The sequence below is a fragment of the Aeromonas sp. 30P genome, from assembly GCF_051919805.1.
Classification (GTDB): Bacteria; Pseudomonadota; Gammaproteobacteria; order Enterobacterales; family Aeromonadaceae; genus Aeromonas; species Aeromonas veronii.
Genome location: NZ_JBQBEA010000001.1, coordinates 570,472 through 595,829 on the forward strand (window position 1 = coordinate 570,472; position 25,358 = coordinate 595,829).

General features: G+C 59.5%; 20 protein-coding genes and 1 pseudogene. 7 read left to right on the forward strand and 14 right to left on the reverse strand.

Annotated elements, in window-relative coordinates; genetic code table 11:
• Window positions 1-49 precede the first annotated feature (49 nt).
• From ACTG2B_RS02785 to lpxL, 7 genes are all read right to left on the reverse strand, one after another.
• A complete protein-coding gene (locus ACTG2B_RS02785; RefSeq protein ID WP_139430387.1) occupies window positions 50-298 on the reverse strand; it encodes a hypothetical protein in 249 nt (82 codons plus the stop codon).
• 78 nt (window positions 299-376) lie between these two features.
• Entirely contained in the window at window positions 377-949 is a 573-nt protein-coding gene (locus ACTG2B_RS02790; RefSeq protein ID WP_439995167.1) for a DNA-J related domain-containing protein, read from the reverse strand.
• Complete coding sequence (locus tag ACTG2B_RS02795) at window positions 946-2,733, reverse strand: cation:proton antiporter (protein ID WP_439995168.1); 1,788 nt, start codon at window positions 2,731-2,733, stop codon at window positions 946-948. The genes ACTG2B_RS02790 and ACTG2B_RS02795 overlap by 4 nt, the downstream gene beginning before the upstream one ends.
• A gap of 190 nt (window positions 2,734-2,923) precedes the next feature.
• A complete protein-coding gene (locus ACTG2B_RS02800; protein WP_005335907.1) occupies window positions 2,924-3,445 on the reverse strand; it encodes an MltR family transcriptional regulator in 522 nt (173 codons plus the stop codon).
• A gap of 133 nt (window positions 3,446-3,578) precedes the next feature.
• Complete coding sequence (locus ACTG2B_RS02805; protein ID WP_429145676.1) at window positions 3,579-4,724, reverse strand: mannitol-1-phosphate 5-dehydrogenase; 1,146 nt, start codon at window positions 4,722-4,724, stop codon at window positions 3,579-3,581.
• 37 nt (window positions 4,725-4,761) lie between these two features.
• Window positions 4,762-6,684 (reverse strand): PTS mannitol transporter subunit IICBA, encoded by a 1,923-nt coding sequence (locus ACTG2B_RS02810; RefSeq protein ID WP_439995169.1) that lies wholly within the window; start codon window positions 6,682-6,684, stop codon window positions 4,762-4,764.
• 625 nt (window positions 6,685-7,309) lie between these two features.
• Window positions 7,310-8,233, reverse strand: a complete 924-nt coding sequence (lpxL, locus tag ACTG2B_RS02815) for an LpxL/LpxP family Kdo(2)-lipid IV(A) lauroyl/palmitoleoyl acyltransferase (RefSeq protein WP_429201391.1) — start codon at window positions 8,231-8,233, stop codon at window positions 7,310-7,312.
• 204 nt (window positions 8,234-8,437) lie between these two features.
• Between lpxL and hldE the strand changes: the two genes are divergently transcribed.
• Window positions 8,438-9,865, forward strand: coding sequence for a bifunctional D-glycero-beta-D-manno-heptose-7-phosphate kinase/D-glycero-beta-D-manno-heptose 1-phosphate adenylyltransferase HldE (gene hldE / locus ACTG2B_RS02820; RefSeq protein ID WP_139495116.1), 1,428 nt, complete (start codon window positions 8,438-8,440; stop codon window positions 9,863-9,865).
• Window positions 9,866-9,981: 116 nt separating this feature from the next.
• Here hldE and tolC read toward each other — a convergent pair whose 3' ends face one another.
• The gene (tolC, locus tag ACTG2B_RS02825) at window positions 9,982-11,301 is read right to left on the reverse strand and encodes an outer membrane channel protein TolC (protein ID WP_005335902.1); all 1,320 of its coding nucleotides are present in this window, start codon (window positions 11,299-11,301) and stop codon (window positions 9,982-9,984) included.
• Between the two features lie 304 nt (window positions 11,302-11,605).
• Here tolC and nudF point away from each other — a divergent pair, with 304 nt between their 5' ends.
• From nudF to parC, 6 genes are all read left to right on the forward strand, one after another.
• On the forward strand, window positions 11,606-12,247 hold the full coding sequence (gene nudF, locus ACTG2B_RS02830) for an ADP-ribose diphosphatase (RefSeq protein ID WP_439995170.1): 642 nt from the start codon (window positions 11,606-11,608) through the stop codon (window positions 12,245-12,247).
• Entirely contained in the window at window positions 12,210-12,698 is a 489-nt protein-coding gene (locus ACTG2B_RS02835) for a DUF1249 domain-containing protein (protein ID WP_265344412.1), read from the forward strand. Before nudF ends, ACTG2B_RS02835 begins: the two co-directional genes overlap by 38 nt.
• A gap of 22 nt (window positions 12,699-12,720) precedes the next feature.
• The gene (gene cpdA, locus ACTG2B_RS02840; protein ID WP_041202814.1) at window positions 12,721-13,539 is read left to right on the forward strand and encodes a 3',5'-cyclic-AMP phosphodiesterase; all 819 of its coding nucleotides are present in this window, start codon (window positions 12,721-12,723) and stop codon (window positions 13,537-13,539) included.
• Between the two features lie 11 nt (window positions 13,540-13,550).
• The gene (locus ACTG2B_RS02845; RefSeq protein ID WP_439995171.1) at window positions 13,551-14,138 is read left to right on the forward strand and encodes a YqiA/YcfP family alpha/beta fold hydrolase; all 588 of its coding nucleotides are present in this window, start codon (window positions 13,551-13,553) and stop codon (window positions 14,136-14,138) included.
• 132 nt (window positions 14,139-14,270) lie between these two features.
• Window positions 14,271-16,181 (forward strand): DNA topoisomerase IV subunit B, encoded by a 1,911-nt coding sequence (gene parE / locus ACTG2B_RS02850; protein ID WP_236302263.1) that lies wholly within the window; start codon window positions 14,271-14,273, stop codon window positions 16,179-16,181.
• A gap of 83 nt (window positions 16,182-16,264) precedes the next feature.
• Entirely contained in the window at window positions 16,265-18,559 is a 2,295-nt protein-coding gene (gene parC / locus ACTG2B_RS02855; RefSeq protein ID WP_159162887.1) for a DNA topoisomerase IV subunit A, read from the forward strand.
• Window positions 18,560-18,611: 52 nt separating this feature from the next.
• Here the strand turns inward: parC and ACTG2B_RS02860 are convergent, their stop codons facing one another.
• The 6 genes and pseudogenes from ACTG2B_RS02860 to atcJ all read right to left on the reverse strand — a co-directional run bounded on the left by ACTG2B_RS02860 (window position 18,612) and on the right by atcJ (window position 25,072).
• Window positions 18,612-19,799, reverse strand: a complete 1,188-nt coding sequence (locus ACTG2B_RS02860; RefSeq protein ID WP_439995172.1) for a hypothetical protein — start codon at window positions 19,797-19,799, stop codon at window positions 18,612-18,614.
• Window positions 19,800-20,516: 717 nt separating this feature from the next.
• A complete protein-coding gene (locus ACTG2B_RS02865; protein WP_439995173.1) occupies window positions 20,517-22,004 on the reverse strand; it encodes a peptide MFS transporter in 1,488 nt (495 codons plus the stop codon).
• 524 nt (window positions 22,005-22,528) lie between these two features.
• Complete coding sequence (atcC, locus tag ACTG2B_RS02870; protein WP_429104069.1) at window positions 22,529-23,431, reverse strand: cold adaptation protein AtcC; 903 nt, start codon at window positions 23,429-23,431, stop codon at window positions 22,529-22,531.
• An 11-nt stretch (window positions 23,432-23,442) separates the two neighbouring features.
• Window positions 23,443-24,210 (reverse strand): cold adaptation protein AtcB, encoded by a 768-nt coding sequence (gene atcB, locus ACTG2B_RS02875; protein WP_005335887.1) that lies wholly within the window; start codon window positions 24,208-24,210, stop codon window positions 23,443-23,445.
• Window positions 24,211-24,222: 12 nt separating this feature from the next.
• A pseudogene (gene atcA / locus ACTG2B_RS02880) lies at window positions 24,223-24,764 on the reverse strand (cold adaptation protein AtcA).
• 23 nt (window positions 24,765-24,787) lie between these two features.
• Window positions 24,788-25,072 carry a cold adaptation protein ActJcold adaptation protein ActJ gene (gene atcJ / locus ACTG2B_RS02885; protein WP_005343121.1) on the reverse strand — a complete coding sequence of 95 codons (285 nt, stop codon included), beginning with the start codon at window positions 25,070-25,072 and terminating at the stop codon, window positions 24,788-24,790.
• Window positions 25,073-25,358 lie beyond the last annotated feature (286 nt).

Here is a 25,358-nt window from a genome sequence, read left to right on the forward strand (position 1 = left end):
AATAACAAAAGGCTCCCTCGGGAGCCTTTTTAGTGTGCGGTGGGTGGGGCTAGCGTTCGAAGAAGCGGTAGAGGTGCTCCACCTGAACCGGGCATTCGGCCACCTGATGCAGATGTTCGCGGGCCTGCTCAACGGTGCCGAAACTGACCGGGCAGCCGAGGGTGTCGGTCAGCTCGTAGAGGGCGCCATCCTTGCCTCTGAATTCGATGATCCAGCCGGGGATGGCCACGTCGTGGAGGATTTCGGCCTCTTGCAGGATCTGTTGCTGATAGAGCTTACGAAGTTCACTGACTGTCATGATGCTCTCCTGTGGGGAATATCCAGCTCCAGTCTATGCCTGCCCTTTATGTGCGGCAACAGTGGTGCGGCAACGGGATCATCCCCGCAGGACCTCCCATGCCCAGCGGATGCGGATAAAGGTCTCTGCATTGCCGCCCCGATCCGGATGGTGCTGCAATGCCAGCTCCCGCCAGCGGCGGCGGATCGCCTCCTGACTCACCCCTTCATTCAACTCGAACAGGGCCAGCGCCTCGGCTTTGTGCCCCTCCCCGTCATAAGCGCGCCAGAAGCGGTTGAGCAGGGCCTCAACTTCAGTACGGTCGGTCTGCCAGAACACCTGCCAGTCGAGATAGTAGCTACGCAGATTTTCGCCAACAGCAAAGCCGTGGTTGGCCTCCTGATTCCCGGCCAGCGGTTCGAGCCGGATATCCAGGGTGCTGATCACCAGCCACCATCCCTCTTGCCAGAGCTCGGCCTGCAGCTGGTAGAGGGCGTTCATGATCAGGAAGTTGACCCGAAACAGCTGCAGCTGCTCGTCGTCGGCCAGCCGAGGGATCTCCCCCTGCTGGCGCAGAGCGGCCATCAGTTCATGCACCTTGTAGCTTCCCGCCGCCTGTTGCAATAGCACCAGCAGCGGGGCGATCAGCGGATTGTGGTTGGCTTCGCTCATTCGGCGCTCTGTTCTTTGGGCGGCTGCAGGGCGATCAGCAGCTCACCCGCCTGCGGGGTGACGGGGCCGGTGACGATCTGGGGCTTGCCCTTGCCATCCATGATGAAGAGCGGGATGGCGCCGGGATTGGCGGTCTGATACTGGGCCCAGTCGAACGCCTCGCTCAGGCGGGTCGCCTTGATCTGGCCACCCCGGCTCAGCAGGCCGCTCAGCTTGGCATAGTTGATGTCGGGGCCGAACAGGTTCTGGCGAGCGCGAAAGGTGGCACTCTCCCGGTTGGCCTTGCCGTGCTGCTCGCTGGATCGCAGGGAGTAGACCTGCTCCTCGCCGTAGAGGTGGGCAAAATGCAGCACCCCGAGGGCGTTGTTGTGGCGGTTGGGGGAGAGCGCCAGCACGGTACTGATGCTGGTGAGCGGCAGGTGCAGCTCGGCATGTTCCGACTGGGGGTTGCCGAAGTAGCAGGGGAGGTTGCTCATCCGTGCCTGTTTGCAGAACTCCCAGGCAGGATCGCAGAGCTGTACCGGCACCCCCTGATCCGCCAGCGCCCGGCCAATGGCCCGCGCCACCGAGTTGGCCCCTATGATGAGCCAGGTGTTGGGGGCGCTCTGGCGCATCTTGAGCAGGCTGGCCAGCGGTGCCGAGGTGAGGCTCTGCAACACCACGGTGGAGATGATCACCGCAAATACCAGCGGCACCAGCTTGTCGGCATCGGGGATCTCGGCCTGATGCAGGCTGATGGCAAACGAGGCACTGACTGCCGCTGCGACTATGCCACGTGGGGCGATCCAGCTTAGCAGGGCGCGAGCTCGCCAGGAGAGATCCGAGCCCCAGGTCGAGACCAGAATACAGAGCGGGCGCGCCACAAACTGCACCACGCAGAGCAGCGCCAGCACCATGGGGCCGAGCTGCCAGAGCTGTGCCAGATCGAGGCGGGCCGCCAGCAGGATAAACAGGCTGGATATAAGGATGACCGCGAGATCCTCCTTGAACGCCAGCACCTCCTCCAGATCCAGCCCCTCCTGATTGGCGAGCCAGATGCCGAACACGGTCACCGCCAGCAGGCCCGATTCGTGGCTCAGCCAGTTGGAGAGGCTGAAGGTGACCAGCACCAGCGCCAGCACGCCGAATTTGTGCAGGCTGACCGGTAGCCAGTCCTTGCGAATGAGCAGGGTGGTGAGCCAGCCTGCCACCACCCCGATCAGGGAACCGACCAGCACTGTCTTGCCCAGCGCCAGCAGGGTATGGCTGATGAGATCCCCCTGACTGCCGAGGCGCACCGCCTCGAACACCAGCACCGCAAACAGGGCGCCGATGGGGTCGATGACGATCCCCTCCCAGCGCAGGATGCGGTCCACCTCCCGGGTGGGGCGGATCACGTTGAGCATGGGGGCGATCACCGTCGGGCCCGTTACCACCAGCACAGCGCCGAGCATGGTGGCAACCCGCCAGTCCAGCCCCAGCAGGAAGTAACCGGCGCTGCCGATGACGGCGAAACTGATCAGCATGCCGGTGGAGCAGAGATTGCGCACCACCTTGCCGATCCCCTTGAGCTCGGCCAGATGGAGGGTCAGTGCCCCCTCGAACAGGATGATGGCCACCGACAGGGAGACCAGCGGAAACAGCAGACCCCCGAGCAGGGCATCGGGGTCGAGCAGGCCGCTGACCGGGCCCAGAGTCAGGCCGGTGAGCAGCAGAAACAGGATGGCGGGTACCCGCAGCGACCAGGCGAGCCATTGGGCCAGCACGGAGACCAGGGCGATCCCGGCCAGAGAGAGGGCAATCATGCAGACCTCGATTCAGGCAATGAGTATGGAGCTAGTGTAGTGGCTAAGTTGGTCAGATTGACACCTGAAGGAGCGTGCATCATGGCCGGGATGGGGAGATGTGCGACAGTCGGCGTCATGGTGGCTGGCGGTGGTGTGCAGGGCGCCAGCCAGACGCCAACCGTGGTGATGGTGTGGCCTCGGGGCCGGATTAGATGGGGCTCTCCTTGTGGAGCTCGCCGACACAGTCGGCCAGCGCCAGTACCAGTGCGGAGCGCACCATCTGATCGAGCCGGTTGAGCTGCATCTGGTAGAAGGCCCAATCCTCTTCGCTGGCGGGGGGCTCCAGCTTCATCATGCCGCCCTGATTGACCCCGTGCAGGCGGTCGAGCAGATCGCGGATCGGCTTGTCGCTGAAGCGGTAATCCTTGGGGTCTCGCACCAGAAAGTCGCGGATCTTGATATAGGCTTCGATATCCTGATAGCGCTCGAGGGAGATGAGGCCGAGGGCGAAGATGAGCTTGAGGCGCACCTCCAGCTGGCCGAGGGGGCCGCTCTGGTTGAGCAGGGGTTCGATGGCGTATTTGACGGCATACTCCTCCTGACGGAACGCGCGTCGCATCAGGGAGTCGACCGCCTCTTCCAGGATGGTCACGGCTTCGAGAAAGAAGCCGCGGGGGCCATCCTGCTCGTTCAGTCGTTCCAGTACTTCATCTTCCTGGTGTGTGGTCATAGGTGCATTGGGTCCAGCTGACAGGGAGAGAGTCAGCCTCTCTCCCGGTTTTTATCATGTGGGGCACATTCCCTTGCCATTCAAGCGCTTGGCGCGCTATCAGTGGTGGCTGAATGCGCCGCAAGCAGGGTTATTACAGGGTTTCGTAACGGGCGACGATGGCGCGAACCACCTCGCTCTCTGCATCCAGTCCGGTGACGCGGGCCAGCGCTTTGGCCGGGCCCAGCTCCGCCAGCAGGGCTTGCAGCTCCACCGCCTGCGGATCATCGGCATTGCGATAGTGGAGCGCCGCGGCGATCCCCTCCTGCAACTGATCGCTCGGCAGGCCGTACTCCAGGGTGCCCAGTAGCGGCTTCACCAGTCGATCTCCCGCCGCCAGCTTGCGCAGCGGCTGACGACCGACCCGGTCAATCTCGTCCACCAGATAGGGGTTGGCGAAGCGGGCCAGGATCTTCTCGATGTAGGCGGCGTGCAGGCGCGGGTCGAAGCCGTAGCGTTTCACCAGCACGGCACCGCTCTCCTCCATGGCGCGGCGCACCTTGCTGCGGATCACCGGATCTTCGATCGCCTCGCGCACTGTGTGGTAGCCCCGCAATTTGCCGAGATAGGCGGTGACGATGTGGCCGGTGTTGAGGGTGAACAGCTTGCGCTCGACGAAGGCCATCAGGTTGTCGGTGGGCTCCATGCCCGCCACCTGTGGCAGCTCTCCCTTGAACTGGGTCTGGTCGACGATCCACTCGCTGAAGCTCTCTACCGTCACTTCCAGCGGATCATCGTTGGCAGCCGCGGAGGGCGGCACGATGCGATCCACCGCCGAGTCGACGAAGCCGATACAGGATTCGAGCGTGGCATGATACGCGACCGGCAGGTACTTGAGTACCTCCCGCTTGAGGTGGCTGGTGCCGCGCACCATGTTTTCGCAGGCGATGACGTTGAGCGGGGTCAGGTTGCCGGCATCGAAACGGGCCTGCAGCCCCTTGGCCAGGGTGCTGGCAATCTTGTCCAGAATGTTGGGGCCTACAGCCGTGGTGACCAGATCGGCGGTGATGATGCGGGCGATCACCTCGTGACCGGCGGAGCTTACCGCCGCCACGTTGCGCACCACGTCCAGCTTCTGATCCGCTCCCACCACATGGACCTTGTACTCCTGGCGGTGGTTGAGCTGGTCGATCAGGGTGTCGTTGACGTCGGCGAAGGTGACCTGATGGCTGGCATCCGCCAGCACTTTACCGATAAAGCCGCGACCGATGTTACCAGCACCAAAATGCAATGTTTTCATGATATTAACCTCTTGAACCAAAGACGATGAAAGATGATTACGCAGCCTGTTCGGCACCCAGCAGATCCAGGAAGGCCTGGGGATCCGTGGTGCTGGCCAGCCGGTCGATAAGACCGGGTTCATCCAGTGCATTGGTCAGGCGGGTTATCACCTGCATGTGTTCGTCGTTGCGGGCGGCGATGCCGATCACCAGCCGCGCTACCTCATCGGCAGCCTCGCCAAAGGCGACCCCGGCCGGGTACTGGCAGATGACGATGCCGGTGCGCTTCACAAACTCTTTGGCGGCGATGGTGCCATGGGGCACGGCGATGGACTCGCCGAGGTAGGTGGAGACCAGTTGTTCGCGCTCCAGCATGGCGTTGACGTAGTCGGGGGCCACGTAGCCGCGCTCGGCCAGCAGTCGGCCAGCGGTCAGGATGGCGGCCTCCTTGTTGTCCGCTTTCAGTCCCAGATGCACGTCATGACGGCTCAGGGTAAAGACTTCGGCTGCCTGCGGCTCATAGCTGTCGTCGTTGGCCGCCACCAGCAGTTGCGGGTTGGCGACATCATCGTTGGCGGCGCGGCTCAGGCTCTGTACCAGCTCCTGATAGAGGCCGTTGTCGAGGAAGTTGGTGAGCGAGATGTGGTGGGCATGCGGCGCATGGCGACGGGCCCGTTCGGTCAGATCCTTGTGGGTAATGACCCAGTCCACCTGATCGTCGAGCTGATCGATGGCGCGGTTGGTGACGCTGATATCGAGCCCGGCGGCCTGTACCCGCTTGCGCAGCATGCCGGCGCCCATGGCGCTGGAGCCCATCCCCGCATCGCAGGCGACCACGATATTGCGCACTGCCATCAGTTCGCCGCCCGGCTTCTTGGCCGCTGCGGTTTCGGGCTTGCCGCCCTTCATGGCTTTCATCTTGCGAGTGGCTTCACCGAGGGCATCGGCCTCGTCGGCTTCCGGCTGCTGGGCGCGGACGAACACGGCAGCGACCAGGAAGGAGACCAGAGTGGCGGCTGTGATGGAGAGCAGCACCCCGATCAGGGAGGCCTTCGGCGTCATCAGCAGCACGGCGAAGATTGAGCCCGGTGAGGCAGGGGAGACCAGACCTGCATTGAACAGGGTCAGGGTAAAGACTCCGGTCATGCCACCGGCGATCACCGCCAGAATGAGGCGCGGGTTCATCAGCACGTACGGGAAGTAGATCTCGTGGATGCCGCCGAAGAAGTGAATGATGGAGGCGCCAGCCGCGGACTGCTTGGCCGCACCACGACCGAACACCATGTAGGCCAGCAGCACACCCATGCCCGGGCCCGGGTTCGCTTCAATCAGGAAGAAGATGGAGCTGCCGTGCTCAGTCGCCTGCTGGATCCCCAGCGGTGAGAAGATGCCGTGGTTGATGGCGTTGTTGAGGAACAGGATCTTGGCCGGTTCGACGAAGATGGAGGTGAGCGGCAGCATGTGGTTTTCTACCAGGAAGCCGACGCCACCGGCCAGCAGGCCGGAGAGCACCTTGACGAAGGGGCCAATCACGAAGAAGGCCAGGATCGCCAGCAGCATGCCGATGAGGCCGGCGGAGAAGTTGTTGACCAGCATCTCGAAGCCGCTCTTGACGCGACCGTCCATCGCCTTGTCGAAGCGCTTGATGGCCCAGCCACCGAGCGGGCCGACCATCATGGCGCCCATGAACATGGGGATATCGGTCCCCACGATGACACCCATGGTGGTGATGGCACCAACCACGCCGCCGCGCTCACCGCCCATCAGCTTGCCGCCGGTGTAGCCAATCAGAAGCGGTAGCAGGTAGGTGATCATGGGGCCGACCAGCTTGGCCAAGGTTTCATTGGGCAGCCAGCCGGTGGGGATGAAGAGGGCGGTGATAAAGCCCCAGGCGATAAAGGCGCCTATGTTGGGCATGACCATATTGGACAGGAAGCGTCCAAAATTCTGTATCTTGACTTTGGTATCCGGTGATAACATGTCGGGACCCCGTTTTAAGCCTGTTTGATTAAAAGTGGTAGTCGGGATGGCCGGTTTTGCCGAACCTCCATCCCGGTCGTCTAAGCAACTTCAATCTACCAGCTTGCGATCAAATTAGGCTGAAAACGGGGTGTCTTGTGATCCAGCTCTCAGATACCCAGCGATACCCCCTCCATAACCAGTGACTCACATCACATTCCCATGCTGTAATTCGGCTACATTTCGATCTTTTCTGTTTTGCATGGTCATTTTTTGTGACTCAAATCACTAAAGTTGTTTTGTGGCTCTCTTGTTGAATGGTGACTTTCGTCACAAATTCAATTTTTGTATTCGAATGGGACAAATCATTCAGTCACTCATCAGCGGGTATTGACGATGGATCTATCGCAACACTCCATTGCTTATCAATGAATCAATAAATTTGTAACCCGCTTTCAGTTTTTACGGTTGGTGATGAGCTCTCTTTTGCTGCTGGCTGGTGGGAATGGGCGCCAACATGCAGGATGTGATTGCGCGGCAGATGTTCGGGGCGCTTGTTTGCCGCGCAGGGCTGATAGCAGATAAAAACAAACCGCCAGCAGGCGGTTTGTCAGTTTTTGCGAGCTGGCCCTGTCGAGGCTGCGGCTCAGTAGAAGCCGGCATCCTCGGGGGAGGGGCGGGTCTTGAAGCGGCGATGGAGCCACATGTACTGCTCCGGTGCCTTGCGCACAGCGGCTTCAATCTCGCGGTTGGCGCGGGCGGCATCAACCATGTCATCCCCGCTGGGGTAGTCGGCAAGGGGCGCGCCGATATGCAGGGTGTAACCCTCGCTGGTGCGGATGTTGTAGCAGGGGAGGGTGACGGTGTTCTTCACCCGCGCCAAGGTGGCGGTGCCGGTGATGGTGGCCGCCTGCTCTACCGCGAAGTAAGGCACGAACACACTGGCGTGGCTGCCGTAGTCGTGATCCGGCGCGTACCAGAGGGCGTCACTGTTGCGCAGCGCCTTGATCATCCCCTTCACGTCCATCCGGTCTACCAGATATTTGTTGGAAGCGCAGCGACCGTGATACTGGGCATACTCCAGCACCGGATTGGTGTTGGGGCGATAGACCCCCACGCCGGGGCGCACCAGCCCGAAACAGCGGGCGTTGAGTTCCAGCGTCAGGAAATGGCAGGAGAGCAGCAGCATGCCCTGACCTTTTTCCATGGCGGCGATGACGTGCTCTTCCCCTTCCACCTTCATCAGGTTGCGCATCCGCCAGTCTGGCCAGAACCAGGCGATCCCCACCTCGAACACGGCGCAGCCCACGCTCTCGAAGTTTGCCTTAAGCAGTTTCTCCCGCTCATCCCGGGTCAGCTCGGGCATCGCCAGCTCCAGATTGCGACGGGCAATCTTGACCCGGGACTTCAATATCTTGGCGGCGAGACGACCGAGCTGACGGCCCAGCCACATCTGGCTGCGCCACGGCAGCAGGGTCAGCAGCCAGAGCAGGCCGAGGCCGAACCAGCTGGCCCAGTAACGGGGATGAAACAGGCGGGGCTCCAGGCGGGGAGCGTTGTCGTGGGCCATGGCTAATCTCTTGTTCGCAAACACAATCGGGGGATTCTAGCCGAAAAGGGGGGGCGGGGGCGAATGGCTGTGTGCTGGTCAGAGGGGTAGCTTGCGTCCGGTTAGCGTGACAGCGGCGGCAACTGCGGTCGGCTTTTTCTACACCGGATAAAAGAGTGTGATAAAATCGCCCGCTGATTTTTCAGGTTTTGAGAGTCGATACAGATGAAGATCACCCTGCCCGATTTTGAAAAAGCCCGCGTTCTGGTCGTTGGCGATGTCATGTTGGACCGTTACTGGCATGGCCCCACTGGCCGGATCTCCCCCGAGGCGCCGGTGCCCGTGGTCAAGGTCGAACACATTGAGGAGCGCCCGGGTGGCGCAGCCAACGTGGCCCTCAACTCCGCCGCCCTTGGCGCTCACGCCGTGCTGCTTGGCCTGACCGGTCAGGACGAGGCTGCCGATGCTTTGGCTGGCCAGATGGCTGGCGTCAAGGTGGCCTGTGATTTCGTTCGTCTGGCCGACTTCCCGACTATCACCAAGCTGCGGGTGCTGTCACGCAACCAGCAACTGCTGCGTCTGGACTTTGAAGAGCCCTTCCACTCCGTCGATGCCACCCTGCTGATGAGCAAGGTCGAGCAGGCGCTGCCGAACAGCGACGTGATGATCCTCTCCGACTACGGCAAGGGGGCTCTCAACGACGTGCCCGGCATGATCCAGCGCGCCCGTGCCGCCGGTATTCCGGTGCTGGTCGATCCCAAGGGGACCGACTTCGAGAAGTATCGCGGTGCCACTCTGCTGACACCCAACATGTCCGAGTTCGAGGCCGTGGTGGGCAAGGTGAAGAGCGAAGAGGAGCTGGTCTCCAAGGGGCTGGATCTGGTCAAGCGCTTCGAGCTGGATGCCCTGCTGGTCACCCGTTCCGAGAACGGCATGACCCTGATCCGCGAAGGCCAGCCGGAGCTGCATCTGCCGGCTCAGGCCCACGAGGTTTACGATGTGACCGGTGCCGGTGATACCGTCATCTCCACCCTGGCTACCTCGCTGGCGGCAGGCAAGAGCCTGGACGAAGCCTGTGCGCTGGCCAATACCGCCGCCGGTATCGTGGTCGGCAAGCTGGGTACCTCTACCGTCAGTCCGGTCGAGCTGGCCAACGCCCTCTACACCGAGCAGGAGACTGGCTTTGGCGTCATGTCCGAAGCCCAGCTGAAAGTGGCGGTTCGTGCCGCCCGTCTGCGCGGCGAGAAGGTGGTGATGACCAACGGTTGCTTCGACATCCTGCACGCTGGCCATGTCTCCTATCTGGCCAACGCCGGCAAGCTGGGGGATCGCCTGATCGTGGCGGTCAACACCGACGAGTCGGTTCGCCGTCTGAAAGGGCCGGGTCGTCCGGTCAACCCGACCGAGCGCCGCATGGCGGTGCTGGCTGCGCTGGGCGCAGTGGATTGGGTTGTGCCATTTGGTGAAGATACCCCGCAGCGCCTGATCGCCGAAATCCTGCCCGACCTGTTGGTCAAGGGCGGCGACTACAAGCCGGAAGATATCGCCGGTTACGCCGAGGTGACCGCCAATGGCGGCGAGGTGCGCGTTCTCAACTTCGAGGATGGCTGCTCTACCACCGACATCATCAAGACGATCCGCGAGCGCGGCTAACGTTCTGCTGGCCCCGCAATCTGGCGGGGCTCATTATCGGCGGTAGCAAGCCGACAGAAATACGGATAACAAAAAGGCGACCTTGCGGTCGCCTTTTTCATGTCCGATAGCGGCTATCAGCCTTTGGCTTTTGCCGTGGCAGGCATCAGACCTTGGTTTACTTCCACCAGATCCTGCGCTTCCAGAATACCGGCAGCCTGTTTCAGGCTCAGGATATTGAGAATGTAGTTGTAACGGGCTTCGGAGAGCTTCTGCTTGGCCTCGTACAGCTTGCGAGTGGAGTCCAGCACGTCGACGATGGTACGGGTACCCACTTCGTAACCGGCTTCGGTCGCCTTCAGGGCGCTGTCGGCGGAGACCACAGACTGGCTGTAGGCGCGCACCGAGCCGATGCTGGCGTTCACGTTGTTGTAGGAGGAGCGCACTGTGCTCTGCACCGAGCGGAAGTTCTTCTCCAGCAGTTCGCTGGCCGCTACGTAGTTGTATTGAGCCTGCTTCACCTTGGAGCTGGTGGCGCCACCGCTGTAGATGGGCAGCTTGAAGGTCAGACCGATATTGGCCTGATTGTCATTGCCGCCCGGAATGCTATCCAGCTTGTAATCGGTATTGCTGGTTTGCAGTCCGGCACCCAGATCCAGCGTCGGCTCATGGCCGGTCTTGGCCAGATCGATCTGCTCCTTGGCAATGTCCTTGCTGATGCGGGCACTGTGCAGTTGCAGGTTCTTGTCCAGCGCCAGCTCCAGCCACTTGTCGGAGCCGAAGGCGGTTTTCTGCGGGCTGAAACGATCGGTGTTCAGCACGTCCAGATTGCGGTGATCGATACCGGTCAGCTCGCGCAGGGTTTCGTAGCTGTTATCCAGCGAGTTTTCGGCATTGATCTCGTCAGCCAGCGCCTGGTCACGGGAGGCTTCTGCTTCATGGACGTCGGTGATGGCGGTCAGGCCCACTTCGAAACGCTGCTGGGTCTGCTCCAGCTGACGCTCTACCGCAACCTTGTTGGCACGGACGAACTCCAGGGTATCCATCGCCTTGAGCACATCAAAGTAGGCTTTGGCGGTGCGCACCATCAGGTTCTGGATTTCGAGGTTGTAGGCGACATCAGACTGGGTGGCCTGCTTCTCGCTGATATCCAGATTGACCCAGTTACTGCGACGATAAAGGGATTGCGACAGCGTCACTTCACCCTTGGCGTTGGTATTGCTCTGGGTGTCGTTCTTGTTTTGCAGATAATTGAGCCCGGCACCCAGATCGATCTGGGGCAGCAGAGGGGCACGGGATTCGTTGATCTTCTCGAAGGCCTGGTCGCGAACGGCTTTGGACTGCAGCAACTGCGGGTCTTTGATCTGGGCTTGCTGGTAGATGTCGAGCAGGTTTTCGGCATGGGCACCGGCACTGACGCCCAGCAACACCATGACTGACAAAAGTGTTCTTTTCATAGATCGTTTTAACCTTATGTAGTAACCCAAACTGGTTGCTGGAGAGGCAAATATTGTCACCGACCAAGCTTGATTGCAGCTTAATCACTCTACTATAAGCAAAATTTAATGCTAAGAGTCTCAGGTCCGGTGACGGGAACGTCAAGAACCGGACGCAGTTTTCTCCCCGCGCGCCTAGCCAAATGGTCTGTGGCTGCTAAAATCCACCCCTCATTACCATGGCACGCCGAGTGAATGAACGTTCATTCATGTTCCTCGGATTTTATGGTCAAACTGATACAAGTCAAGCTGACGGGAGCCCCGGATGTCGCAGCAACCCTTGCCGCAAGATCGGCATTACGCCGCCGATGATGTAAAAATCATTGAAAAATCAGCTGGATATAACGGCTTCTTCAAGGTGAATGTCTATCGTTTGCAGCATCGGTTATTTGCAGGCGGCTGGAACCAACCCATCGTGCGCGAGCTGTTCGAGCGGGGCCATGCTGCCGCACTGCTTCCCTATGATCCGGTACGCGACCAGATAGTGCTGGTGGAGCAGTTCCGCATTGGCGCCATGGAGACCAGCCCGACCCCCTGGCTGCTGGAGCTGGTGGCCGGCATTATCGACGAAGGGGAAACCGCCGAGGCGGTGGTGCGCCGCGAAGCGGTGGAAGAGGCCGGGATCGAAGTGGCCCGCAGCGAACATGCCATCAGCTATCTGGTGAGCCCGGGCGGCAGCACCGAGCGGATCGAGGTCTATGTGGGCGAGGTGGATGCCAGCAAGGCGAGCGGTCTGCACGGTCTGGCTGATGAGGGCGAGGATATCCGGGTGCATGTGGTGAGTCGCGAGCAGGCCTATGCCTGGCTCAAAGAGGGGCGCATCGACAACGCCGCCTCGGTCATCGCCCTGCAGTGGCTGGCCCTCAACCATGGCGAGCTGCGTGCCCGCTGGCTGGCGGATCGCTGAGGTGGCGCTGACCCTGCAACAGAGCAGGCGCTATGTGCCTGACCTGATGTCCTTGCAGCGTACCTGCGAGGTCAACTATATGGCGCTGATGAAGCTGCTACCGCCGGAAGGGGAGGTGGGAGCCGAGCGCCGCTATCGGGTCGGCAACGATCTGCAGTTCCAGCTCACCATCATTGGCGAGAGTCGCTTCACCAATCAGGTGATCCTGAGCCAGCACAACCCCGAATTGCCCGAATATTTACAAGCTCAGATAGAGATTCGTTTGTATCATGATGTGCGGATGGCGGAAGTGTGTGCAGCGCAACAGATTTCCCGTTTGCAACCACGTTATGATTATCCCAATAAAAAGATGCACCAGCGGGACGAAAAGGAGCAGGTAAATCTGTTTCTGGCCGAATGGCTAAAATTTTGTCTCAGACATGGTACCAGCCCGATCAATATCTCCAGTTGAACAAATAAAAAGAAGCGTGATTTTGGAAACAGAGCTCCCCCAGGCGCAGGACGGCAGTGTGCGCCTGTTGCAAATTACCGACACCCACCTCTTCGCGAGTGCCGAAGGGCGGCTGTTGGCTGTGCGCACCGCAGAGAGTCTGGCCGCCGTGCTGGAACAGGTGCAGGCCAATGAACACCCCTACGAGGTAATTCTGGCGACCGGCGATCTGTCGCAGGATCACAGCCCGGAATCCTATCAGCGTTTCGCCTCCATGATGGCGCCCCTTGGCCGCCCCATCTACTGGCTGCCGGGCAATCACGATGACAGCCCGCTGATGACCGAATATCTCCATGCCGCCGGGATCAGTGAATCCAAGCAACTGGTGGGCGACCACTGGCAGGTGATCCTGCTCGACACTCAGGTGCGCGGCAAACCTCACGGCATGATTGGCGATCACCAGCTGGCCGCCCTCGACCGTGCTCTGCGCCAATATCCTGATCGCCACGCCCTTATCACCCTGCACCATCAGGCGGTGCCGGTGGGCTGTGCCTGGCTGGATCAGCATAATCTCAAGAATGCCGATGACCTGTTCGCCGTGCTGGCTCGTCATCCGCAGCAGAAGACCATCCTGTTCGGCCACGTTCATCAGGAGTTTGACGAGGTGCACCGCGGAGTGCGGCTGATTGCCAGCCCATCGACTTGCATTCAGTTCAAACCGCTATCCGACGGCTTCGCGCTGGACGAGTCCGGCCCGGGCTGGCGTTATCTGACCCTCTATCCGGATGGGCGGGTGGCCAGCGAGGTGTGGCGCCTGCCGGTGGGACAGTTTGTGCCCGACCCCAACGCCACCGGTTATTGAGAGAGCATTCCATGAAGTCGGTTCTCCTTTATCTGCACGGTTTCAACTCCTCACCGAGCTCCGCCAAGGCCCAGCAGATGGCTGCCTGGGTGGCCGCCAACCGGCCCGACATCGAGGTGATCATTCCGGCCCAGCCCAATACGCCAGCGGCGGCCTGGGCGGCTATCGAACAGACCATTGCCGAGCTGCAGCGTCGTTATGGCAGCGGGTTCAAGCTCGGTGCCGTGGGCAGCTCTCTCGGTGGCTTTATGGCGACCCGGGTGAGCGAGCAGTACGGTTGCCGCGCGGCGCTGATCAATCCGGCGGTGCGCCCGCACGAGCTGCTCTGTGACTACCTCGGCCCCCAGACCAATCCTTATACGGGGGAGCAGTATCAGCTGCTGCCTGAACATATGGACGAGCTGCAGGCACTGGCTGTGCCGGTGACGGCGCCGGAGCGACTCTGGATCCTGCAACAGCAGGGGGATGAGGTGCTCGACTATCGCAAGGCGCTGGATGAATACCTCTTTGCCCGCCTCTCGCTGGAGTGCGGCGGCAACCACGCCTTTGTCGCGTTCGAGCGCTACCCCGCCCAGATCATCCGTTTCCTCGGGTTATAGTCAGGTTTGAGTCAATAAGGGCGGTCTCGCCCTGCTTGTTCTTCTCCAGATCAAGCTTTCGGTGCGGGGAGTTTGTTCTACCCCCGCCTAGCAGTTAAGATTCCCTCCAAACGTCAATTCGCAAGGCCCTCCATGTCTACTCAATACAATGCGGATGCCATTGAGGTCCTCAATGGCCTTGAACCGGTGCGTCGCCGCCCCGGCATGTATACCGACACCACCCGGCCCAACCACCTCGGCCAGGAGGTCATCGACAACAGCGTCGATGAAGCGCTGGCAGGTCACGCCCGCAATCTGGAGGTGATCCTGCATGAAGACCAGTCCCTCGAAGTGATCGACGACGGCCGCGGCATGCCGGTCGATATCCACCCGGAAGAGGGGGTCAGCGGGGTGGAGTTGATCCTCTGCAAGCTGCACGCGGGCGGCAAGTTCTCCAACAAGAACTACCAGTTCTCCGGCGGTCTGCACGGGGTGGGTATTTCGGTGGTGAACGCCCTCTCCGATCGGGTCGAGGTGACGGTACGTCGCGACGGTCAGGTCTACGACATCGCCTTCGAGCGAGGTGAGAAGGTGCAGGAGCTGACCATCACCGGCACCTGCGGTCGTCGCAATACCGGCACCCGGGTGCGCTTCTGGCCGCAGGCGAGCTACTTCGATTCGCCCAAGTTCTCGGTCACCAAGCTGGAGCACCTGCTCAAAGCCAAGGCGGTACTTTGCCCCGGCCTCACCATCAAGTTCCTCGACAAGAACACCGGCATCAAGCTGGAGTGGTGCTACGAAGATGGCCTCAAGGATTATCTGGTCGATGCGGTCAAGCAGTACACCTGCCTGCCGGAGCAGCCCTTTATCGGCTCGTTCAGCTCCGAACAATCGGCGGTGGACTGGGCACTCTGCTGGTTGCCGGAAGGGGGCGAATGCCTTGCCGAATCCTATGTGAACCTCATTCCCACCGCGCAGGGCGGTACTCACGTCAACGGTCTGCGTCAGGGGCTGCTCGACGCCATGCGCGAGTTCTGCGAGTTCCGCAACCTGCTGCCGCGCGGGGTCAAGCTGACCCCGGAAGATATCTGGGATCGCTGCGCCTACATCCTCTCCATCAAGATGCAGGATCCGCAGTTCGCCGGTCAGACCAAGGAGCGCCTCTCCTCCCGTCAGAGCTCGGCGTTCGTCTCCGGCGTGGTGAAGGATGCCTTCAGCCTCTATCTGAATAGCAACACCGAGCTGGCGGAGCAGATCGCCGAGCTCTGCATCTCCAGCGCCCAGCGCCGGATGCGCGCCGCCAAGACGGTGGTGCGCAAGAAGATAACCCAAGGCCCGGCGCTGCCAGGCAAGTTGACTGACTGTAACTGCGCCGACCCCATGCAGGGGGAGCTGTTCCTGGTGGAGGGTGACTCCGCGGGCGGCAGTGCCAAGCAGGCGCGGGATCGCGAGTTTCAGGCCATCATGCCCCTGCGCGGCAAGATACTGAACACCTGGGAGGTGGAGGCCGGTCAGGTGCTCGCCTCGCAAGAAGTGCACGACATCTCGGTCGCCATCGGGCTCGATCCCGACTCCGAGGATCTCAGCGGCCTGCGCTACGGCAAGGTGTGCATCCTCGCGGATGCGGACTCGGACGGTCTGCATATCGCCACCCTGCTCTGCGCCCTGTTTGTGAAGCACTTCCGCACGCTAGTGGAGAAGGGCCACGTCTATGTGGCCATGCCGCCCCTCTACCGGATCGATATCGGTAAAGAGGTCTACTACGCCCTCGACGAGGACGAGAAGAACGGTGTGTTGCAGCGGGTCGAGGCCGAGAAGAAGAAGGGCAAGGTGATGGTGACCCGATTCAAGGGTCTGGGTGAGATGAACCCGAAACAGCTGCGGGAAACCACCATGGATCCCAACACCCGCCGTCTGGTGCAGCTCACCATGGAGCCGGCAGGGGAGAGCGAAGGGGATGCGGCTGACGAGACCCTGCAGCTGATGGATATGCTGCTGGCCAAGAAGCGGGCGAGCGATCGCCGCGAGTGGCTCGAAGAGAAGGGCAACCTCGCCATCATTTAAGCCGTCGGCTGGCCCTGTCGGGGCCGGCAAGCATTTAGCCGGAGTCGCCCTGTGGCGGCTCCCGAACCGAAAGAGAAAATCACATGAGTGATGCTATCGAGCTCAGTCTGGACGGGGTAGAGCGCCAGCCAATGCGCACCTTTACCGAACAGGCTTACTTGAACTACTCCATGTACGTCATCATGGACCGGGCCTTGCCGCATATCGGCGACGGCCTCAAACCGGTGCAGCGGCGCATCATCTACGCCATGAGCGAGCTGGGGCTGTCAGCGCTCTCCAAGCACAAGAAGTCCGCCCGTACCGTGGGTGATGTGCTGGGTAAGTACCACCCCCACGGCGACAGCGCCTGTTATGAAGCCATGGTGCTGATGGCCCAGCCCTTCTCCTACCGCTACCCGCTGGTGGATGGTCAGGGCAACTGGGGTGCGCCGGATGATCCCAAATCCTTCGCTGCGATGCGTTATACCGAGGCGCGGCTGTCGCGCTTCTCCGAGCTGCTGCTCTCCGAGCTGGGGCAAGGCACGGTGGAGTGGACGCCGAACTTCGACGGCACCATGAAGGAGCCGGTGGTGCTGCCTGCCCGCCTGCCGCACATCCTGCTCAACGGGGTGACCGGTATCGCGGTGGGGATGGCGACCGATATCCCGCCCCACAACGCGCGGGAAGTGGCCTACGCCTGTGCCGAGCTGCTCGACAACCCCAATGCGGGGCTCGATGCGTTGATGCAGCACATTCAGGGGCCGGACTACCCGACCAACGCCGAGATCATCACCCCGCGCGACGATATCCGCAAAATCTACGAGACCGGCAAGGGCTCCATCAAGCAGCGGGCGGTCTGGAGCGAGGAGGATGGCGACATCGTCATCACAGCGCTGCCTCATCAGGCCTCCGGCGCCAAGATCATGGAGCAGATCGCCGCCCAGATGGTGGCGAAAAAGCTGCCGATGGTCACCGATCTGCGGGATGAATCTGACCACGAGAACCCGACCCGTCTGGTGATCGTGCCGCGCTCCAACCGGGTGGATGTGGAGGGGCTGATGGCCCACCTGTTCGCCACCACGGATCTGGAGAAGAACTACCGGGTCAACCTCAACATCCTCGGCCTCGACAACCGGCCGCAGGTGAAGTGCCTCAAGACCATCCTCAGCGAGTGGATCCAGTTCCGCCGCGAGACCGTGCGTCGCCGTCTGCAGTTCCGCCTCGACAAGGTGCTGGCTCGCCTGCACATCCTCGAAGGTTTGCTGATCGCCTATCTCAACATCGACGAGGTGATCGAGATCATCCGCACCGAGGATGAGCCGGGCAAGGTGATGGTGGAGCGCTTCAACATAACCGAGACCCAGGCCGAAGCAATTCTGGAGCTGAAACTGCGCCATCTGGCCAAACTCGAAGAGTTCAAGCTGCGCGCCGAACAGAGCGAACTGGCCGAAGAGCGCGACAAGCTGGAGCTGATCCTGGGCTCCGAGCGCCGCCTCAACACCCTGCTCAAGAAAGAGCTGCTGGCCGATGCCGAGAAGTATGGCGACGATCGCCGCACCCCGCTGGTGGAGCGTGCCACCGCCGTGGCGCTGACCGAGAAAGAGCTGGTGCCGAGCGAACCGGTCACCGTCATCCTCTCCGACAAGGGGTGGGTGCGTGCCGCCAAGGGCCACGACGTGGATGTCGAGGGGCTCTCCTACAAGGCGGGGGACAGCTATCTGGCCCACGCCTGTGGCCGCAGCAACCAGCAGGCGGTGTTCCTCTCCACTCTGGGGAGAACCTACGCCCTCGAATCTCACACCTTGCCATCGGCGCGCAGTCAGGGCGAACCGCTCACCGGCCGCTTTGCGCTGGGGGCAGGGGAAGAGGTGCGCCATCTGGTGATGGGCAACGAGGGCGAGCCGTATCTGATCGCCAGCGATGCCGGTTACGGCTTTGTCTGTACCTATGACGACCTGATCGGCAAGAACAAGAACGGCAAGGCGCTGCTCACCGTGCCGGAAGGGGGTCAGGTGATGGCACCCCAGAAGATCGGCTCGCCAGAGACCGATCTCTGCATGGCCATCTCCAACGAAGGGCGCATGCTGCTGTTCCCGCTCAACACCCTGCCGGTGCTCGGCAAGGGCAAGGGCAACAAGCTCATCAGCATTCCGTCGGCTCGAGTCAAGGCGCGGGAGGAGTTTGTGGTGATGGCTGCCGTGATCCCGCAGGGCCAGTCGGTCACCCTGTTTGCCGGCAAGCGCAAGCTGACCTTGAAACCCTCTGATCTCGACTACTACCGCGGCGAGCGCGGCCGTCGCGGCGCCAAGCTGCCCCGCGGTTTGCAGCGAGTCGATCGCATCGAGATTGAACCCGCCGCCGGTGCCGAGCCGGCAGCCGGGGAAAATCAGGAAGGGTAATTAATATAGAAGGGCGCGAAAGCGCCCTTCTATTATCGGGAATGATAGTAATTTATTTGCTAATTACTTTAGGTGGGGCTTCTGATTCTTTTTTTGAATCTTGTAATTTTCCAATAATAGCAATTAAAAGCTCTTGGATGTTTATTGGATAAGCTTCTGATATGCTTGATTCCACTTGGCTGTGCCCGAAAATTTTATTGGCCATATCAGCTTTTAGTTTATGTTGTATCTCATCAGGCAGAGAAGATAAATAAGGTGTTATAGATTTCAAGTCCATTGCTAGTCTTTGATAATGATATTGTTGATTACGGTGCTTTGCTGATTCTCTAGCTGCGTAAGCTGCTGGTATAGATAAAGCTATAGAGAAAATCATTCTAAACAAAGCAGTTTTAAAATCAAAATCATCAGTTGTGGACTCGTACAATGAGTAGCCAATTAAGCCAATAACAATGACCATAATACCAAATGAGACATATCGTGTATTATCTGCCCATGATTTTTCAGTTTTTGCACATTGGGAATAACTACCATGAATTGCTGTGCCTGACATGATACCAGCTAGAGAATTGATCTCGTTTTGTTTATCCTTCATGCTTTTTATGATATCTGAAATATTTTTTTCTTTGTTTGTTATGAATGATGTAATTTCCTTGTCTATGTTTTTTATTCGTTCATCAAGGTTTTTAATATTATCTTTAATATTAGCCAAATCTGATGAGTTTACTTTTATTTCATTTTGTGCATCTTGAACGTCATCAAATAATCTGCTTGTTGTTGCTCGTATTTCATCTATTTTTCTTTGTGAGGATATAATGTTGTCTTGTGCAATAAATGCATTTTTATAGGCCTTTTTTGCGAAAGACGTAATTGGTAAAACTCGAATTTGTTTTGCCAAAAAATTCGTGATTGCATGTAATTTTTCTGCAATCCTTATGAGGTTGCCATCTATTCGTGTTTGTGTGCTAAATAGATCTTCATTTCTTGGTAAAGTCAGAGATAGGAGTAATTCTTGAGCGCGTCCTAGCATCTTATTCACGTAAAATAGTATATCTTCACTAGCGTCTTGTGAGATCAGTGATTTATCTAATGAGTTTAGGTAATGCTGATAGCTGAAAAGTGGTTTCTTAAGATCACTAGGTAAGTCAGAATGTTTTGTAAATAATTCGTTAATTACTCCTCGTATGTTTGAGATGGTAGTGTTGATTTCATTTTTTTTTATTGTTTGTTCTTCGGGAGTCATTATATGCCTTAATCGATTACTTTTTACATTAAAGATTAATTACTATAAACCTGATAACAATTTTTTCTGGTGCGGGTTAGTTTAACCGTAGATACTTTACCAGAATCAAACGACCCCTTGTTGTAAATAATATTAGAGTTGTAGATATGATTCGCGATACTTAAATCAGGCCCGTAGGTCTGATTAGCGAAGCGTAATCAGATGATCGCGAAAACGGGTTGCCACAATTTTGCAGGTGCTCCAGCAGATCTATATGTTCATTGCCACTGAGGTTGCGGTGCGGACGATTACGCTTCGCTAATCGACCCTACGCGTTCCTGCTTGATTTAACGCTCTGCTGCTTGTCGGTGGTTTGCTCTCCCTCCTCACCGACCTTTCTCCCCCTATCTATGGCAAAGATTGGGAGAAGGGAGCAGAGATCGCAGCCATTGATAGTGACCGTGGTATGGCGTGATTGCTAACGGTTACAGCTATGGCTACAGAGTGGCGGGTGCTGATCCCCTCTCCCTTTGGGAGAGGGTTAGGGTGAGGGAAAGCTGACGATAGGGGCAAACGCCGCAATAGGTGCCAGGTTGCCAACCTGAAAAGAGTCATCCATCCCACCAAAAGAGAGGGCCCCGCCATCCATGATGGCGGGGCCCTTCGCATTATCAGCCGCGTTGCTGATTCAACCGTCCGCACTGGCAGGGGCCAATAAAATGGCTGGCCCGAATCCAATTAGACAGGAATGGCTGTCGCCGCCGGTGGCGGAGCAATTTTCGAGGCGATCAGCTGGCGCAGGCGCGGCACCAGCAGTAGCAACACCACGCCGCCCGCCAGCGAGCCCCAGCCGAGCATATTGAATACCGAGCTGTAGCCCGAGTTGGTGGCCACCGGAGAGCTGCCGATATTCTGCGGCATGGCGCTGGAGACATAGCCCGCCAGCACCGAGGCGACGCCGGTGACCATCATCCAGCAGCCCATCATCAAGCCTTGCAGGCTGGCGGGGGCCAGCTTGCCAATCATGGCGTAGCCGATGGGGGAGATCAGCAGCTCGCCAAAGCTCTGCAGCACATAGCTGATGGCGATCCACTTGAAGGCGACCAGCCCGTCGGCCCCCGCCAGATGGATGCCGATCGGCAGCACCAGCATGCCGAGCCCCATGCAGAACAGGGAGGCGGCAAACTGGGAGGGGATGTCGATATTCCACCCCTGTTCGCGCAGCCGCTTGAACAGCAGCGCCATCAGCGGGCCACCGATGACGATGACAATGGTGTTGATGTTCTGGATCCACTGGGGGGCGACCCGCAGCCCGAACACGTTGAGGTTGATGTTGTGCTCGGAGAAGAGCATCAGTCCCATGGGCGCCAGCTGGTAGAGCGACCAGAAGATAAGGGAGCCAAGGGCGAGGATCAGGTAGGCCACCATGCGGCTGCGCTCGGCGGCGTCCGGGTGGCGGGCGGTCATCACGCAGAGCAGCACCAGCACCACGGCCCCCAGGATCAGCACGAAGCTGCCGCTGAAGCTGGCGTGGGTCAGCAGCAGGCGCAGCGCCGGCACCAGCATGGCCAGAATGGCGAGGCCACCGAGCATTCGCAGATAGAAACCACGCCCCTTGATATGGCGCAGCGGGGTGCTGATATCCGCCAGAATCGGCCAGCAGGCGAAGGTAGCGATGATGGCGATGATGTTGCCCAGCGTCGCAAACAGGAACAGGGTGCGGTAATCCTCGGTGAGCTGGAAATAGCCCGCCACCGTGAAGCCGATAAAGAAGCCAAGATTCATCCCGGCGTAGTTCCACAGGAAGGCGCTCTCGCGGCGGTGATCATCCGGGGCGAAGCGCTGGGTCAGCATCATGTTGAGGCAGGTAACGTTGAGGCCGCTGCCGGTGAGGAACATGGCGAGCCCCCAGTAGAGGCCGGTGATCCCCATCTCGGCGATGAAGTAGCAGCCGATCACCTGCAGCACCATCCCCATCACGAACAGGTTGCGGTTGCTGAGGTAGCGCCCGCCGAGATAGCCGCCAAACAGGTGCAGGCCATAGTTGAAGGCCCCGAAGACCCCCATCATGGCGTTGGCCTGGGATTCGCTAAAGCCGAGCCGTTTGGTGGCGTAGAGCACCAGGGTGGAGTAGAGCACGGCAAACCCCAGGGTCGAGAAGGTCTGGATAAAGAACAGCGCCCCGGAGCCGGGGGGAATGGTGGGGTGTTGATTCGAAGCGCTCACGGTCTGTCTCCTGTGAGAGAAGAAAGTCATTACTCGTCCTGAGAGCGTACCGGTCTGCTGCCGGCTAGCCTTGTGCGCTTCCATGCTGGTCTGAAGGCCGGTCTGTCATTTAGCGGCCAAGCGGTGCAAATAGCCATACCTGAAATTTAATCCGGCGCGATTAATTGCTTTTTATTGATCTATTCCGCCTTTTTATGCGCGATTGAGCCGTGGTTGTAGCTCGGCTTACCACGCGATTGCGGCACGGTTGATGTGATCCAGTCGGCTATTTTGTGCCGATTATGGCGCTATAGCGGGATCTGCGTCCCGCTTTGCTGTCCCGAAACGCAGCTGGCGCCAAGTTGTTGTATTGCAGGTTGTTTATTCATTTTCGGGCGTTGAGTGAATAAATATCGGGAAGAGAAGGGGCAGCCCCGGGGTGACTTGCGTGTGTTCCCTCTCTGCTGTCGAGAGGGTGAGGGGAGGATAGAACAACGCCCGGCAGGCCGGGCGTTGTGGTGCGACTGATAGGTGGCGAAGCTGCCTTAGAAGTCGTGGTAGAGCGGCCAGCCGAGCAGCGGGTGCTTGAGACCGGCGCGCATCTCGACGTTGTCGAGCTTCTCCGGCGAGGCGTTCTCTTTTTGCAGCAGCTGGTACTGGCGCACAAAGCCGAGGGTGTGGAGCAGGTTGGGCACAAAGCCCGGGCTCAGCTCTTGGCGCAGGGCGGCGGCCATGTCGGCGGGTAGCGCGCTCAGCATCAGGGCGAGCTGGGCGGCGAGGTAGTCGGTGTCGTACCAGTTCTCGTCGAGCTCAATCTCCCGCGCCAGTTTGCGCTTGAGATCCTGCTTCACCTTGAGCGGGGCGGCGCCACTGCCCTTGCCGCAGAGGATGCGGTAGAGCAGCGCTTCGGCCAGCTTGTCCTCCATGGTGGGGTGATCGCTCTCGCAGGCGAAGAAGTGCTGGTCGATGAGCTCCATCAGGCGGCTCTTGTTGTGCTCGGTCAGCGCCTTCTCGTACTCCTGCCACCCTTGCCACTCCTCCACATCGGGCGGGCTCGAGATCTTGTCCAGCAGGCGCGCATCCACATCACCGTAGAGGCTGTTGCCAGCCTGCTTGGGGCTGACGGTAATGAGCATCGACCAGCCCTTCTGGAACGGCTTGATGGGGCCTTCCGGCGCCTGCAGCAGCGCCAGCGCCTTGGCCGGATCCCGCGCCGAGAGCTCCTGCAGGCCGAGGCTCACCACGCCGATGACGTCGTGGGCTGCCTGCTCCAGCAGGTGCATCTTGTACTTGTTGTAGTATTTGTCGGCGAATTTGAGGCTCATCAGCACCGCCTTGCCCTTGATGGCGGCCAGCTGTTGCTCGCTCAAACGTTCATTGTCGCGGCCAAAGCGCAGCACCTGGGTCAGAAAGGGGCCCTGGTTGGCATCGCGAATGACTAACTGCATGAATGGGCTCCTTAATCCAGAAAGCTGAACATGTCGTCGACGTCGCCGTACTCGTCTTCCTCGACCTTGTTCTTCTCTTTGGCCTGCATCACCAGCTCGGCGGCAAACTTGTTGATGATGCCGTCCCAAGTGGAGTGCTCGTTGCGCAGCAGCGCCTTGATGGCTTTCTCCACCTCGGGGGCCAGCTCGCGAATGAGCATCAAGAGGCTGCGCGGGTCATCCAGCGCGTAGTCGTGGACATCCTCGCTCTGCTGGCGCTCGCTGTAGCGCAGGGACTCTTCGAGATCTTCCTCTTCGGCGTGCAGCACGTCGCGATAGCCTTCGTCCTCTTCATAGCGATCGCCGCGATAGAACTCGATAAAGGGGATGGCGAGGTAGAAGAGACCGGCCGGATCTTCGGCCACGCACTCGAGGATCTCGCGCTGCTTGGCTTCGCTATCCTGGGTGCGGATCAGGTAGTTGAGGAAGTCGAAGGTGTGCTGTTGCAGCTCATCGGCGTTGTTCTTGATCGCCTCTTCCCAGTAGAGCGGCTGCTGGCAGACGATGTCGCGGATCCGCTCCGGGGTCATCAGCTCGGAGATGATGGAGGGGAAGGAGATATCGTGCTGGCCGTTAATCTGGGTCAGGGTAACGATATCAATGTTTTCAATCACTTCTGCCAGCTGGTCGTCAGACATGGTCTTGGCGATCAGCTCGAACTTCTCGCTGGCCTGCTTCGGCTCGATAACGGCCAGCTCTTTGATCTCGATGGCGGTAATTTCTATCAGACTGTTGCTCATGCCTTGCCCCAATTAGAAACGGACTTCGTCGTACATATCCTGATCGCCGTCGTCATCACCATAGCGGTCACTGCCGCCGTGGTAGTCGGCGTCGGCATCTTCCCCGTCTTCATCTTCTTCGTCGCGCAGCTCATAGTCGTCATCGCCGCGGTGGCTGCCGCGCGGCAGCGGGTTGTCGAGCAGGAACAGCACGGCGCAGGCTTCCATCAGCTGATCTTCGCTCTGGGCCCGCACCGCCTTGACCAGCGGCAGGGCGGCGTTGTTGAAGCCGACGCTCACCTTGAACTCGTCCCAGCCCGGCTGCTCGCCGCTGGTGAGCCACTTGTTCCAAGCGACTTGGCCTTGGCCGGGAACTGCACCCGGCCATAGAGGGCCAGCGGCAGATACTCGGGCATAAACTCCAGCATGCTCATATCGGCCAGCAGCAGGCTCTTCATCTGGTCGGTGAACTGTTCCAGCCCCTTGGGGTCGTCCTGATCCCGGTAGGATTCGATGTTTTCGCTGGCATCGCTTTGCAGCGACTTGAGCCGCGCCTGGTCCCATCTCTTTTGCATAGTTGCTCTTTCTGCCTGCTGTTTCAGGGGTAGAACTGATCCCACATCTCCTGCATGGCGGAGGCGGGGTCGGTCACGATGACGTTGTTGAAATCCTTGATAAAGGCGGCTCGCTGTTTCGGATCGGACAGCACTTCATAGGCCTGCTTTACCTGGTGCAGCTTGATGGCTGCCTGCTCTTTCTCTTCTTCACTGGCCCCGTGCAGCTTGTCGGGGTGGTACTGGTTCGACAGCCGACGATAGGCTTTCTTGATGTCGTTTTCGCTGGCGTTGGACTTGACGCCCAGCACCCGAAAGTAGTTGTTCATGGCAGATCCTGCATCACTGGCATCATAGGATTCACGCTGCGAGTGCCTGATGGTGGAGATTGGCAAACCAGGCACGGCAAAAACCCGTCATTTTAACGGAAACAGCCCGCCAACGCGATGAGTTGGGCGATCAATTAACGGGCGAGATGAAGAGGTGTCAGTTGAGCGTCTATTGTTGCCAGTCGGTCTGGCCAGTGCAAGGGGCGGGCACGGGAAGGCGATGAAAAAATGGTCAGGGGCGAGTGTGGGGTGAGATGGCGGGATATGTCAGCGGCAGCGCAAATCG